Origin of the sequence: Nonomuraea ferruginea, from assembly GCF_039540635.1 — a bacterium.
In the GTDB taxonomy this organism is placed as follows: Bacteria; Actinomycetota; Actinomycetes; order Streptosporangiales; family Streptosporangiaceae; genus Nonomuraea; species Nonomuraea ferruginea.
This window is the reverse complement of record NZ_BAABFD010000041.1, coordinates 15,203-29,433: the sequence shown is the minus strand read 5'-3', so window position 1 is coordinate 29,433 and position 14,231 is coordinate 15,203. Positions and strand designations below refer to the sequence as shown.

6 protein-coding genes are annotated in these 14,231 nt (G+C 74.5%); 3 read left to right on the top strand and 3 right to left on the bottom strand.

Going from position 1 to position 14,231, the window contains the following annotated elements; translation table 11 throughout:
• The coding region (locus ABD999_RS44075; protein ID WP_219552413.1) for a polyketide synthase docking domain-containing protein at window positions 1-169 on the bottom strand (169 nt) is incomplete at its 3' end.
• Window positions 159-8,909: a type I polyketide synthase gene (locus tag ABD999_RS43265; protein WP_345483259.1), complete on the bottom strand. Its 8,751-nt coding sequence runs from the start codon at window positions 8,907-8,909 to the stop codon at window positions 159-161. The genes ABD999_RS44075 and ABD999_RS43265, both read right to left, overlap by 11 nt.
• A 257-nt stretch (window positions 8,910-9,166) precedes the next feature.
• On the opposite strand from ABD999_RS43265, the gene ABD999_RS43260 reads away from it, so the two are divergent.
• On the top strand, window positions 9,167-10,537 hold the full coding sequence (locus ABD999_RS43260) for a condensation domain-containing protein (RefSeq protein WP_271279649.1): 1,371 nt from the start codon (window positions 9,167-9,169) through the stop codon (window positions 10,535-10,537).
• A gap of 19 nt (window positions 10,538-10,556) precedes the next feature.
• A complete protein-coding gene (locus ABD999_RS43255) occupies window positions 10,557-12,065 on the top strand; it encodes an amino acid adenylation domain-containing protein (RefSeq protein ID WP_271279648.1) in 1,509 nt (502 codons plus the stop codon).
• 9 nt (window positions 12,066-12,074) lie between these two features.
• Here the strand turns inward: ABD999_RS43255 and ABD999_RS43250 are convergent, their stop codons facing one another.
• Entirely contained in the window at window positions 12,075-12,281 is a 207-nt protein-coding gene (locus ABD999_RS43250; protein WP_222708855.1) for a phosphopantetheine-binding protein, read from the bottom strand.
• A 295-nt stretch (window positions 12,282-12,576) separates the two neighbouring features.
• Here ABD999_RS43250 and ABD999_RS43245 point away from each other — a divergent pair, with 295 nt between their 5' ends.
• Window positions 12,577-14,226, top strand: a complete 1,650-nt coding sequence (locus tag ABD999_RS43245; protein WP_271279647.1) for a condensation domain-containing protein — start codon at window positions 12,577-12,579, stop codon at window positions 14,224-14,226.
• Window positions 14,227-14,231: the final 5 nt, after the last annotated feature.

Sequence of the window (14,231 nt, the reverse complement as noted above, 5' to 3'; positions counted from 1 at the left end):
CCCACAACTCCTCCGGACCACCCACCCCACCCGGAAAACGACACGCCATCCCCACGATCGCCACCGGCTCATGCCTGCGCCCCTGATCCTCAGCCAGCCGCTGACGCGTCTCCGCCAGCTCGACGGTGACCTTCTTCAGATAGGCGCGAAGCTTGTCCTCATTCGCCATGGTCCAGCCCTTCCTGTGGCGATCTCAGAGGAGATGTCATCGTTCGGTTGTCGATCAAGGCGAAGATCTCCTCGTCGGAGGCGGACACGATCTCCTCCGCGGCGCCGTTGGACCTGGTGGGCGCGGCGGCCAGCGTGTCCGCCGGGGTCGCGCCGATCCTGGTGAGAGCGCTCTGCAGAATGGCGACGAGCCGGTCGCGTACGGCGTCCGCCTCGCCGTTGGCGGCGAGCATCACGGATTCGGCCTGGTCCACCGCCGTCCGCAGGGCGTCCTCGGCGGAGGGCGTCTCGGGGGCCAGCGTGCGGAACAGGTACTCGGCGAGCGAGCGGACCGTGGGGTGGTCGAAGACCAGCGTGGACGGCAGCCGCAGCCCGGTGCCCGTGGTGAGCCGGTTGCGGAGTTCGACGGCGGTCAGGGAGTCGAAGCCGAGCTCGTTGAAGGCCCGGTCCACGTCGATCGAGTCCGCGCCGCCGTACGCGAGGACGGCGGCGACGTGCGAGCGGACCAGTTCGGTGAGGTGGGTCAGCGCGCCGGCCTCGCCCAGCGCGGCGAGACGCTCGGTCAGCTCTGCCGGTCCCGCCGAGGGCTGGGCCTCGGCCCCGGCCGCCGCCCGTCGGGGCATGCGGACCAGGCCGCGCAGCACACTCGGCAGCTCCGCGTTCTCCGCGCGTGCCCTCAGTCCCGCCATGTCCCAGCGGGCCGCCACCACCACCGGATCGACGTCACCGGCCAGGACCGCGTCGAACAACGCCAGCCCTTCCTCCACCGGCAGCGGGGCGATCCCCGCGCGGGCCAGCCGCGCCCGATCGGCCTCGCCCATGGCGCCGCTCATGCCGGACTCGACATCCCAGAGCCCCCACGCCACCGACACCGCCGGCAGCCCCGCCGCACGCCTGGCGACCGCCAGCCCGTCCAGGAACGCGTTCGCCGCCGCGTAATTGCCCTGGCCCGCGTTGCCGACCACCCCGGCCAGCGACGAGAACAGCACGAAGAAGCCCGGCTCGGAGGACGCGGTCAGCTCGTGCAGGAACCAGGCGGCGTCCGCCTTCGGCCCCAGCGCCCCGGCCACCCGCTCCGGAGTCAACCCCTCCACCAGGCCGTCGTCCAGCACCCCGGCGACATGCACCACACCGGCCAGCGGACCAGCCGACGTCACCACGTCCGCCAGCTGCGCGTGATCGGACACGTCACAGGCGGCCACCCGCACCCGGGCGCCGGCCTCCTCCAGCTCCGCCACCAGCCCGGCCGCGCCCGAAGCCTCAAGCCCACGCCGCGACAGGAGAACCAGGTCCCGCACCCCGTGCCGCGCCACCAGCCGACGCGCCACCAGAGCACCAAGCCCTCCGGTCCCCCCGGTCACCAGCACCGCACCAGCCACCTCAGCGGGCTCGGAGACGGCGGGAGCGGTGGCTGCCGGGCGGCGCACCAGGCGGGGGACGAGGACGGTGTCGTCGCGGCCAGCGATCTCGGTCTCGCCCGCGGCCACGGCGGCGGCCAGCAGCCCCCAGGCGGAGAACTTCTCGGGCACGTCGGCCAGCACGAACCGGCCCGGCTGCTCGCTCTGGGCCGCCCGCACCAGCCCTCGCACCGCCGCGCTCGCCGGGTCATCACCCCGGGTGAGGCAGACCAGCCGCGACCCGGCGAACCGCTCGTCGCCGAGCCAGCCCTGGACGAGGTCGAGTGCCTGGCCCACCGCGTCGTGCGCGGAGTACGGCAGGTCGCCGGGGTCGGCCTGGCAGGGGGCCAGGACCAGGTCGGGGACGCCGGCCGCGCTCATCTCGGCCAGTGACGCGAGGTCGTAGTAGCGGGGCGGCTCGATCCCGGCCGCCGCCAGCTCGGCGCCGATCTCGTCGGTCAGCTCGTCGGAACCGGCCAGCGCCCAGCGCAGCTCGGACACCCCGGCGACGACCGGCTCGACCCACTCGACGACGTGCGCCGCGGAGCCGGTGGAGCTGACGGGGGCGGCGTTCCTGGGCATCCGGCGCAGGACCAGCGTGTCCACGCCGCCGATCCACTGCCCGGCGCCGTCGAAGATCGTCAGCGAGACGCGGTCGTCGCCCGACCCGTCGATCCGCACCCGCAGCGTCCGCGCGCCGGTCGCGACCACCCGGACCCCGTTCCAGGAGAACGGCAGCAACAGGCCGGAATCGTCCGCCGACTCCAGCACCACCAGGTGCAGCGCGGCGTCCAGCAGCGCGGGGTGCAGCGTGAAGCGCCCGGCCTCGCCGCTCACCGGCTCGGGCAGGGTCACCTCGGCATAGGCGTGATCGCCCGCGCGCCAGGCGGCCCGCAGCCCCTGGAACGCGGGGCCGTACTCGTAACCGCGCTCGGCGAGCCTGCCGTACAGGTCGTCCAGGTCCACGGGCTCGGCCCGCGGCGGCCACGAGATCGGCGCGGCCGGGGCGGTGCCGGAGAGCCGACCGGCAGCCTGGGCCGTGCCGGCGAGCGGACCGGCGGCCTGGGCCGTGCCGGCGAGCGGACCGGCGGCCTCGGCGGTGCCGCCCAGAGGACCGGCGGCCGGGGCGGTGCCCGCGCCGAGCAGGCCGGTCGCGTGCCGGATCCAGCCCTCCTCGGCGTCGCCGCCCGTGCGGCCGTGGACGGTGACGGTGCGGCGGCCCTGCTCGTCCGGCCCGCCGACCGCGAGCTGCAGTTGTACGGCTCCCGTCTCCGGCAGGAACAGCGGGGCCTCCAGCGTCAGGTCCTCGACCTCGTCGCATCCGACCTTGGCCGCGGCCTCCAGTGCGAGCTCGACGAAGGCGGTGCCGGGCAGCAGCACCGCACCCTCCACGGCGTGGTCGCCGAGCCACGGCGCGGTGGCCAGGGACAGCTGCCCGGCCAGCAGGAACCCGTCCTCGGCGGCGAGCGGGACACCGGCTCCGAGCAGCGGGTGCCGGGACGGGGCCAGCCCGCCGCCGGCGGCGACCGGCTCCGCGTCCAGCCAGTGCCTCGCGGCCTCGAAGGGGTAGGTCGGGAGCCCGTCGTCGTGGCTCGTCGCCGGGCCGAGCGCCGCGGGCCAGTCCACGTCCACGCCGAGCACCCAGGCCTGGGCGGCGGACTTGAACAGGCGGGCCGCGCCGCCGTCGCCGCGCCTCAGCGTTCCTGTGGCGCCGCCGGACGCGTCCGCGAGCGTGTCCTCGACGTGCCCGGTGAGCACCGGGTGCGGGCTGCACTCCACGAACACGGGGGTGCCCGAGCCGGCGAGCGACTCCACCGCCTGGCGGAACAGCACCGGTCGCCGCAGGCTGGTGAACCAGTAGTCGGCGGTCAGCCTGTCCGTGTCGATCGTGCCGCCTTCCAGCGACGAGCAGAACGCGACCTCGGCCGGGCGAGGATGGACGCCGCCGAGCGTCTCCAGCAGTTCGTCGCGCAGGGCGTCGATGTGCGGGGTGTGGGCGGCGTAGCCGATCGCGACCCGGCGGATCCGTACGGTGTCGCCGTGGGCGGCGGTGAACTCCTCCAGCGCGTCGGCGTCGCCCGCCACCACCGAGCTGTCCGGTCCGCTGTGGATGGCGAGCCAGAGCCTGCCGGCCCACGGCTCCAGCATCCGGGCGGCCCGCTCCGCGTCGACGGGCACGGCGAGCATGCCGCCGCGGTCGCCCAGCCGGGTCAGCGCCCGGCTGCGCAGGGCCACGATCTTGGCGGCGTCCTCCAGCGAGAGCGCGCCCGCCACGCACGCGGCGGTGATCTCGCCCTGGGAGTGGCCGAGCACCGCGGCCGGCCGCACGCCGAGGGAGCGCCAGACCTCCGCCAGGGAGACCATGACCGCGAACAGCACCGGCTGGATCACGTCCGACCCCTCCAGCGCGGGCGCGCCGGGAGCACCGCGCAGCACGTCCACGACCGACCAGCCGATGTGCGGGCGCAGCGCCTCCTCGCAGCGGAGCAGGACGGCCCTGAACGTCTCGTCGTCATCCAGGAGTTCCACGGCCATGCCCGCCCACTGCGAACCCTGGCCGGGGAACACGAACACCGGCCGGACCCCCGAAGCCGCCACCCCGCTCACCACCGCGGCACTGGACCCGCCTTCCGCCAGCGCGGCCAGCCCCGCCAGCAACTCCCGCCGATCCCCCGCCACGATCACGGCACGGTGCTCGAAGCTCGCGCGCCGGGCCAGCGCCCGGCCCGCGCCTGGCAGGTCCCGATCAGCGACGCCTTCCCCGTACGCGAGCAACCGCGCAGCCTGCGCCCGCAACGACTCCGCCGACCTCGCCGACACCGGCCACACCAGCGGACCGTTACCGGCCGCGAACGCCTGCGCCAGCGGACCGTCACCGGCCGCCGACACGGGCTCCGGCGGACCATCACCGACTTCCGGCACGCGTACCAGCGGACCGCCAGATGGCGTCGCCGGCGCGCCCTCCACAATCACGTGCGCGTTCGTACCGCTGACCCCGAACGAGGAGACGCCGGCCCGCAAGGGATGCTCGCCGGGCAGTTCCACCGCTTCGGTCAGCAACCGCACGCCGCCGGACTCCCAGTCCACGTGCGGCGTCGGCTCGTCAGCGTGCAAGGTCGGCGGGAGCGTACGGTGCTCCAGCGCTTTCACCATCTTGATCACACCGGCCACCCCGGCAGCCGCCTGGGTGTGACCGATGTTCGACTTCAGCGACCCCAGCCACACCGGCCGCTCAGCCGGACGGCCACGCCCGTACGTGGCCAGCAACGCCTGCGCCTCGATCGGGTCGCCCAACGTCGTGCCGGTGCCGTGCGCCTCCACCACATCCACATCGCGGGCGTCGAGCATCGCGTCGGCCAGCGCCTGACGGATCACCCGCTCCTGCGCCGGGCCGCTCGGCGCGGTCAACCCGTTGGAGGCGCCGTCCTGGTTCACGGCGCCGCCGCGGATCAGGGCGCGGACCGGGTGGCCCAGGCGGCGCGCGTCGGAGAGGCGCTCCAGCAGGAGAACGCCCGCGCCCTCGGCCCATCCGGTGCCGTCGGCCGCGGCCGAGAACGCCTTGCAGCGCCCGTCGGCGGCCAGCCCGCCCTGCCTGCTGAACTCGACGAACATCCCGGGGCTGGACATCACGGTCGCGCCGCCCGCCAGCGCCATCGCGCACTCACCCCGCCGCAGCGCCTGCACGGCCAGGACGACCGAGACCAGCGAGGACGAGCAGGCGGTGTCGGTGGTGAGGGCCGGGCCCTCCAGGCCGAAGGTGTAGGCGATGCGGCCGGAGACGACGCTGAGCGCGGTGCCGGTCAGCAGGTGGCCGTCGGCGAGGCCGGCGGTCCGGTGCAGCCGGGGGCCGTACTCGGGGGCCATCGCGCCCATGAACACGGCGGTGGCCGAGCCGCGGAGGTCGGCGGGGTCGATCCCGGCCCGCTCGATGCTCTCCCAGCAGATCTCCAGGAGGAGCCGCTGCTGCGGGTCCATGGCCGCCGCCTCGCGCGGGCTGATGCCGAAGAAGGCCGCGTCGAACCGGTCGGCGTCGTACAGGAAACCGCCGTACCTGGTGTCGCTGGTGCCCGAGCGGTCGGGGCCGGTGGCGAAGAGCGCGTCCAGGTCCCAGCCCCGGTTGGCGGGGAACTCGCCGATCGCGTCCTGGCCGGTGCCGGCGAGCCGCCACAGGTCCTCCGGCGAGGCCACCCCACCGGGGTAGCGGCAGCCCATCCCGATCACCGCGATCGGGTCGTCGGCTTCCGCCTGCCTCGGTCGCGGCCGTACGACCGGCGTGTCCGGCGCCGAGGCGGTGAGCAGGGCGTACAGATGGTCGGCGAGGCGGGCGGGCGTCGGATGGTCGAACAGCAGCCCGGTCGGGAGCTTCAACCCGGTCGCGGCGCGCAGCCGGTCGCGCAGTTCGAGCGAGGTCGCCGACTCGAAGCCCAGGTCCTTGAACGTCCGGGCAGGCTCCAGCGCGGCCGCGTCATCATGGCCGAGCAGCCGGGCAGCGGTCTCCAGAACCAGCTCCCGCACCTCAGCCGAACTCCGCGCGGACCGCACCTCCCGCTCCTCGCGCGACACCGCGTCCGGCGTCCCGCCGTCGCCATCACGCACCACGTCCGGCTCTCGGCCGGGCACGCGATCGCCGGGGAGGTGTGACGGTCGGTGAGCGTCCGGGGTGGCGGGCCCGTACGACCGGCGCTGGAAGGGGTACGTGGGAAGGTCCGCGAGGCAGGAGCGCGGCGTCTCGCGCACGGCGGGCCACTCGACCGGGGCGCCCGCCGCGTACGCCCGGGCGAGCGAGCGCAGCACGCGGCCGGCCCCGCCCTCGCCGCGGCGCAGTGTGCCGATCACCACGGCCTCGCCCCCGGCGTCCTCCGCCGTCTCCTCCACCGCCGTGGCGAGGACCGGATGCGGGCTGCACTCCACGAAGAGGTCGCAGCGTTCCCCGATCGCCACCCGCACGGCCTGGGCGAACCGGACCGGGTTGCGCAGGCTGCGGTACCAGTAGCCGGCGTCGAGCCCCGAGGTGTCCATCGGCTCGCCGGTGAGCGTGGAGACGAACGCCGTCGCGGCGCTCACCGGGCGGATCGGGGCCAGCGCGGCCAGCACCTCGTCGCGTACCTGCTCCACCTCGGCGGTGTGGGAGGCGTAGTCGACCGGGATGGCCTTGGTGCGGTGGTCGGTGAGCCGACCGGCCAGCTCGTCGAGCAGCTCGCGCGGCCCGGCGACGACCACCGCGCGCGGCCCGTTGACCGCCGCCACGGACACCGCCAGCGGGCCGATCGCCCGCTCGACCACGTCGAGGGGCGCCGCGACCGACAGCATGCCGCCCCGGCCCGCGATGCCGGCGATGGCGCGGCTGCGCAGCGCCACGACCCGCGCCGCGTCGGGCAGGCTGAGCGCGCCGATGACGGTGGCGGCGGCGATCTCGCCCTGGGAGTGGCCGACGACCAGGTCCGGCTCGACGCCGTGGGAGCGCCACACCTCGGCGAGCGCGACCATGACCGCCCACAGCGCGGGCTGGACCACGTCCACCCGGTCGAGTCCGGGGGCGCCGGGCCGCTCGCCGAGCACGTCGACCAGGGAGAAGTCCGTGTGCGGCGCGAGCGCGTCCGCGCACTCGGCGACGCGGGCGGCGAACACCGGCGACGCGGCCAGCAGTTCGCGGGCCATCCCCGGCCACTGCGACCCCTGGCCGGGGAAGACGAAGACGCGCCGCCCGCCCGTCGCCGCGCCGAGCACGACGTCGTCGTGCGGCAGGCCGCCGGCCAGCGCCCGCAGCCCGGACAGCCTGGCCTCCCGGTCCGCGCCCAGCACCACCGCGCGGTGCTCGAAAGCGGTGCGGCTCCTCAGCAGGCCGGCCGCGATCCCGTCCGGCTCGGCGCCGGGCTCCGCCGCGACCTCCGCGAGCCGGCCCGCCGCCGCGCGCAACGCCTCCGGTGACCGCGCGGAGACCACCCACGGCCACCCGGCGTCCCCGCCCGCGCGGGCTCCGGGGGCAGGGGAGTCCCCGGACCGCCGCAGGTCAAGATCTTCGGGGCGGGTCCGGGCGAGGTCCTCCGGTTCGGGGGAGCGCGGGGGTGGTTCGGCGAGCAGGAGGTGGCAGTTGGTGCCGCCCATGCCGAAGGAGCTGACGCCCGCCACCAGCCGCCCGCCCGCGGCCCAGGGGACGGTCTCGCGTACCACGCGCAGGCGCAGATCCGTCAGCGGGATCTCCGGCGGCGGCGACGCGAAGTGCAGGCTGGCGGGCAGCTCGCGGTGCTTGATGGCGAGCACCACCTTGAGCAGCCCGGCGATGCCCGCCGCGCCCTCCAGGTGGCCGATGTTGGTCTTGACCGAGCCGACGGGCAGCGGGTCGCCGTCCTGCCGGGCCGTCCCGTACGCCGCCCCGAGAGCCGCGGCCTCCACCGGGTCGCCCACCCTGGTGCCGGTGCCGTGCAGCTCGACGTAGCCCACGTCGCCCGGCGCCACGCCGGCGTGCGCGCAGGCCAGCCTGATGGCCTCCTCCTGCGCCCGCCGGCTGGGCACGGTCAGCCCCTCGCCGCCGCCGTCGTTGTTGACGGCCCCGCCGAGGATCACGGCGTGTACGGTGTCGCCTTCGGCCAGCGCGTCGGCCAGCCGCTTCAGCACGACCACGGCCCCGCCCTCGCCGCGCACGTACCCGTTGGCGCGGCTGTCGAAGACGTGGCAGCGGCCGTCCGGCGACAGCGCGCCGAAGCTGCCGATGGCGTCGGTGGTCTCGCCGCTCAGGTTGAGGTTGACGCCGCCGGCCAGGGCGAGCGCGGTCTCGCCGCGGCGCAGGCTCTCGCACGCCAGGTGCACCGCGACCAGCGAGGACGACTGCCCCGCGTCGAGGGTGAGGCTGGGGCCGCGCAGGCCGAGGAAGTAGGAGACCCGGTTGGCGATCATGGCGCGGTTCGCCCCGGTGTAGGCATGCCTGCCCGGCTGGGCGCCGGCCCGCGCCAGCAACGCGGCGTGGTCGTTCGAGATGGCGCCCAGGAACACCCCGGCCGCGCTGCCGCGCAGCCCGCCGGGGGCGGTGCGGGAGCTTTCCAGGGACTCCCAGGCGAGTTCGAGCACCAGCCGCTGGTGCGGGTCCATCGCCGCGGCCTCGTTCGGGGAGATGCCGAAGAACGCCGCGTCGAAGCCGTGGACGTCCTGGAGGAAGCCGCCGCGGCGGTACTCCGTCGCCTCCGGCCACCGGTCCTCCGGCGCCTCGGTGACCGCGTCCACGCCTTCGCGGAGCAGCTTCCAGAACGCCCCGGGATCGGCGGCTCCGGGCAGGCGGCAGGCCATGCCGACGACGGCGATCGCGTCCGGACCGCCGGTGACCACCGGCCGAATCGACTCGTCACCCATCAATTCGCCACCCCAAGCCTCTGGCTTCTCGACGCCGCCGCTTTATCAGGAACGACTGTGCGGAACCGCCCGTCAATTGATCCGGTCGCGGGCTTTCGCTTAGTTATTGCGACTTTACGGGGCGACTTCTCGTCCGGCCCATGGCCCGCTGCTGGCACATTGTTGCCGCCATTACTTGCCATCGCGCGAGGCCTTGACCGGGGCGCTTCCCGTCCGCGATGAATAACGAGCGGAGAAAGCCGGTTCGAGGAGAGCACATGTCGGTCGAGGCACCCCTGAGTCACGGCCAGCTCTTCAGCTGGCGCGAGATCGAGCGCTACCCGCCGGGCTGGGGTCACGAGGCGAACCTGCCGTCGACGTGGGACCTGCGCGGCCTGTCCCCCGCGCTGGTGGACCGGGCACTCGAACGCCTCGTCCGGCGGCACGAGACGCTGCGCACCACCTACCACCTGCGCGACGGCCTGCCGGTGCAGCGCGTCCACGAGGAGGTGCGGCTGCCCGTCGAGCGGGTGGACCGCCAGGTCGCCGACCCCACCGAGCACGAGCGGGTCAAGCTGGAGCGGCTGGCGATCCCGTTCCCGATGACCGGCGACCTGAACTGGCGCGCGCTGATGGTCACCTACCGGGGCGCGCCGATGTACCTCAGCCTGACCTTCTCGCACCTGATCGTCGACGTGTGGTCGATCCATCACCTTCAGGACCAGTTCAAGGCCCTGGTGGCGGGCTCCGGCGCCGCCGTCGAGACCGGCTTCACCCCGCGCGAGCTGGCGCGCAGGCAGCGGGAGGAGTCGTGGCGGCCCAGGCAGGCCGCCTCCGAGCGCTACTGGCGCGACGTGCTGGCCGGCGGCCTCACGGACCGGCTGCCGACGCTGCCGGCGCGTACCGAGAAGGAGCGGCTGGAGCTGACGCTGACCTCCCGCCGCCTGGGCGGGCTGGCCGCGCAGGCGGGCAGGACGCACGGCGTCACCCCGCCGGCCGTGATCATGGCCTTCGTGGCCGCGGGCCTGGCCCGCCATCTCGACACCGACCGGGTCACGATGAGCCTGATGTCGTCCAACCGGTTCGCCCAGGAGGACCAGCACAACATCGGCACGATGAACCAGCTCATCCCCTTCGTCACCGCCGTGGACCGCGGCGCCACGCTCGCCGAGCACATCAAGCGCCTGCACTGGGCCGGCGCCAAGGCCTACCGCCACTCCTGCTACGACTTCGACCAGGTCACGGCGATGGCCGCGCGGGCCGGGGAGGACCCCGGTCACGACTGCTGGGTCAACCACCTGTTCCGTGCCTGGTTCAACTACGTCCAGGTGGACCGGCGCCCCGCCGACCCCGCCGACCAGACGCCCGCGACGCTGCGGTGGACGCCGCTGGCCCAGAGCTACGGGCAGGCGTTCCGGGTCCGCGTCGAGGTGGACGACGGCGAGACCCGCGTGCTGATGCTGGCCGACCCCGACGTCCTGCCCCCGGAGGCGATGGTCGACATCATGCGGACGCTGGCGCTCGGCCTGCAGCTCGCGGTGACCGACCCCGCCCGGGTGCTGAAGGACCTGTGGAGCGGGCACGGCTGGGACCTCCCGGAGGCGCTGTTCCCCCGCGAGCTGCCCGAGCGGGCGGCGCGCGCGAGCTGACCGACGATCGGAGACACCCGTGGCACGCACCCTGTACCAGTGGTTCGCCGGTTCCGCGGCGCGGTACGGCGACCGGATCGCGCTGGAGACCGGCGGCGTCCGTCTCACCTACGCCGAGCTGGACGCGCTGTCCGCGCGCCTGGCGGCGGAGCTGGTCCGCGCCTGCGACGGCCCTCCTGCCAGGGCCGGCCTGTACGCGGCGCGCACCCCGCTCGCCTTCGCCGGCTACCTGGCGATCCAGCGGCTCGGCGCCACCACGGTGCCGCTGAACCCGGCCGTGCCCGGCGCGCGCAACCGCACCGTGGCCGCCACCGCCGGGCTCGACGTGGTGCTGGCCGACGCGACGGCGCACCCGCCGCCGGAGCTGCCCGCCCCCGTGCTGTCGCTGGACACCGACGGCCTGGCCGCTCCCCTGACGGCCGCGGGTGCGGCCGATCCGGACGGTCTCGCGTACGTGCTGTTCACCTCGGGCTCGACCGGCACGCCCAAAGGCGTGCCGGTGCGGCACCGGAGCGTCGACGCCTATCTCTCGCACGTCGTCCCGCGGTACGGGCTGGGTCCCGGTTGCCGGGTCTCCCAGACCTTCGACCTGACCTTCGACCTGTCCGTCTTCGACATGTTCGCCACCTGGGGCGGCGGCGCGACGCTGGTCGTCCCCGGCAGGTACGACCTGCTCAAGCCGGTCGCGTTCGTGAACAGGGAACGGCTGACCCACTGGTTCTCGGTGCCCTCGGTGGTGTCGCTGGCCATGCGGCTGCGCCGCCTGACGCCGGCCGCCATGCCGTCGCTGCGCTGGAGCCTGTTCTGCGGGGAGCCGCTGTCGCTGCGGCAGGCCGCCGCGTGGCAGGCGGCGGCGCCGGAGAGCGTGCTGGAGAACCTGTACGGCCCGACCGAGCTGACCATCAGCTGCACCCAGTACCGGCTGCCCGCCGACCCGGCCGGCTGGCCGCGCACGGCCAACGGCACCGTGCCCATCGGCCTGCCGTACCCGGGGGTCGAGCACGTGCTGCTCGACGGCGACGGGCGGCCCGCGGCGGAGGGCGAGCTGTGCCTGCGCGGGGTGCAGCGCTTCCCCGGCTACGCCGACCCGGCCGACGACGCCGGCCGGTTCACCTCGTTCGACGGGGTACGCGCCCGCGACGGCGAGCCGGTGACCGGGGAGTCCTGGTACCGGACCGGCGACCGGGTCGCCTGGCGGGACGGCCTGCTGGTGCACCTCGGCCGGCTGGACCAGCAGGTGAAGATCTCCGGCCACCGGGTGGAGCTGGGCGAGATCGAGGCGACGCTGCGCGGCCTGCCGGGCGTGCACGAGGCCGTCGTCGTCGCGTTGCCGGGGGCGGACGGGGAGCTCGAACTGGAGGCGGCCTGCACCGGTCACGGGCTGGACGCGGTGGCCCTGGCCAAGGGGGTCGCCGCGGTGCTGCCCGGGTACATGGTGCCGCGCTCGGTCACCGTACTGGGGGAACTCCCGCTCAACGCGAACGGCAAGGTGGATCGGCGTGCGGTGGCGGGCGCCCTGCGCGGCTGAAGGGAGGCCTCACGGGCCGCGGGTCACCAGCGGCGACAGGGCCTCCCACAGCGAGCCCACGGTGGCGAACGTCCTCTCGTCCAGGATCTCGTCGGGCACCTGGACGCCGTAGGCGTCCTCGATGTCCACGATCAGCCGCACCACGCCCATCGAGTCGAGACCGAGGCCGGCCAGGTCGTCGAAGCCCGACAGCGCCCCCGAGTCGGCGAAGGGCAAATGCGACCGCAGAATATTCTGGAAATCGTGAGGTATTTCAAAAATCGCCATCGGGACCTCACAAATAAAGTCTGCTCGTATCGATTCTCGACGTCTCACGCGGCACCGGTCAAGGCGGCGGGCCGGCCCGCCACTGGCAGGTAGTGGCGGTCTGTTCCGGCCAGTGGCGACGGGTTGTCATACGCGTCCCGGCGGCGAATTCTCAATCATGTCGGCCTGTCCCTCACATGCGCGGCGGTGGAGGTCCCAATTGTCCGCTGTCAAGTCCGCGAACCTCTGCTGGGGGCATCGCTACATGTGGCTGAGGATTCACCAGCTGCCGCCCCGGCACCAGCCCGAGTCGCACATCCTGCTGCGCTTCTCCATACCGCCGAGCCTCACGGTGGCCCACTGCCGGGCGATGCTCACCTCCCTGACCCGCCGGCACGAGGCGCTGCGCACCACCTTCCACGCCGACGGCGGCCCGCGGCAGCGGGTGCACGCCCCCGGCCCCTGGCCCATCGTCCAGGCGAGCGTGGAGCGGGACGGCACGCCCAGCCCGGCCGAGGTGGTCGAGGACCTGACGGGCAGGCCGTTCGACCTGGCCGCCGAGTGGCCGATCCGCGCCTGCGTCATCACCTCCGGGGGTGCTCCCAAGCAGGTCGTCGTGGTCTTCAACCACCTGGCCGTCGACATGTGGACGCTGGAGAGGATCGAGCAGGAGCTGTGGGCGCAGGCGCAGGGCATCGCCTCCCGCCGCCCCGCCTCCCTGCCGCCGGTGCGGCACCAGCCCGCGGACCTGGCCCGCTGGGAGGCGTCGGCCGAGGCCGCCGCCCTGGCCGCCGAGGCGCTGGCGTACTGGGAGAAGCAGGTAGCGCTGCTCCCCGCCGACCCGTTCGCCACCCGCCGCACGCCGGAGCCGCCAGAAGAGGCCCGCTACGCGACGCCGACTTCGCCTTCGGCCGCCCGGCACGCGCCGCAGGAGGCTCGGCACGCGACGTTGACGTCGCCGTCGCTGTTGGAGGCCGGGCGGCGGATCGCCATCCGGCACAAGGTGTGGCCGTCGGCGGTGCACCTGGCCGCTCACACCGCCCTGCTGGCCGCCTACACCGGCCAGGGCGCGGTCGGGCAGCTCGCCTTCGCGGGCAACCGCGGGTCGCACGCCTACCAGGACGTGCTGACCTGCATGTTCTCCCCGATGCTGATGCGGGTGGACTGCTCCGACGACCCGCCGTTCAGCGAGCTGGTGCGGCGGGTGGCCGCCGAGAGCGAGCAGGCCGCCCGTCACGCGTACGTGCCCTATGACGAGGTCGTCGAGCTGGTGTCCCGCGAGGGCTCCCGGCGCGGCGTGCCGGTACGGCTGGGCTCGGAGGTCAACTTCCTCAACCAGCGCACCCTGGTCTACAAGGGCAGGCGCACCACGTTCACCTGGAACCGGGCGCCGGAGGCGTGGTCGCACTACGGCGCGGACACGTACATGCGGATCGACGAGTGGCGCGACGCGGTCGTGCTCGCGCTCCAGGCGGCATCCTCGATCATGGACGCGGCCGCCGTGGAGGCGCTCCTGCGCGGCCACGAGGCCCTGGTGCTCGCCCACGACGACCCGTCCACCGACCTGCGCGTCAGCGAGGTGGCCGCGCTGGCCGGCTTCACCCCGCCCAGCGCGTCACCGTACGCGACCGGGCCGGCCACCGAGGTGTCTCCTGAGGCAGTGGCGGAGCTGGTGCGGGCGGTGTCCGAGGTGCACGGGCTCGGCCGCGTCGACCCGTCGGACAGCTACGTCCTCGCCGGGGGCCGAGTCCTGCGAGCGCCCGAGGTGCTGGCCCGCCTCCGCGAACACGGCTGGGCGGGCCTGACGCCGCGCGCGCTGGCCGAGCCCACGCCCCTGGCGACTCTGGCCGGCCTGCTGGCCCCGGTACGCCCCGCCGAGCCCTTACTCCCGACCCACCAGAAACTCGGAGTGTAAAGATC

Coding starts and splice junctions, on each gene's coding strand:
- ABD999_RS43265 (WP_345483259.1), bottom strand. CDS start 8,909: ATGGGTGACGAGTCGATTCGGCCGGTGGTCACCGGCGGTCCGGACGCG.
- ABD999_RS43260 (WP_271279649.1), top strand. CDS start 9,167: ATGTCGGTCGAGGCACCCCTGAGTCACGGCCAGCTCTTCAGCTGGCGC.
- ABD999_RS43245 (WP_271279647.1), top strand. CDS start 12,577: ATGTGGCTGAGGATTCACCAGCTGCCGCCCCGGCACCAGCCCGAGTCG.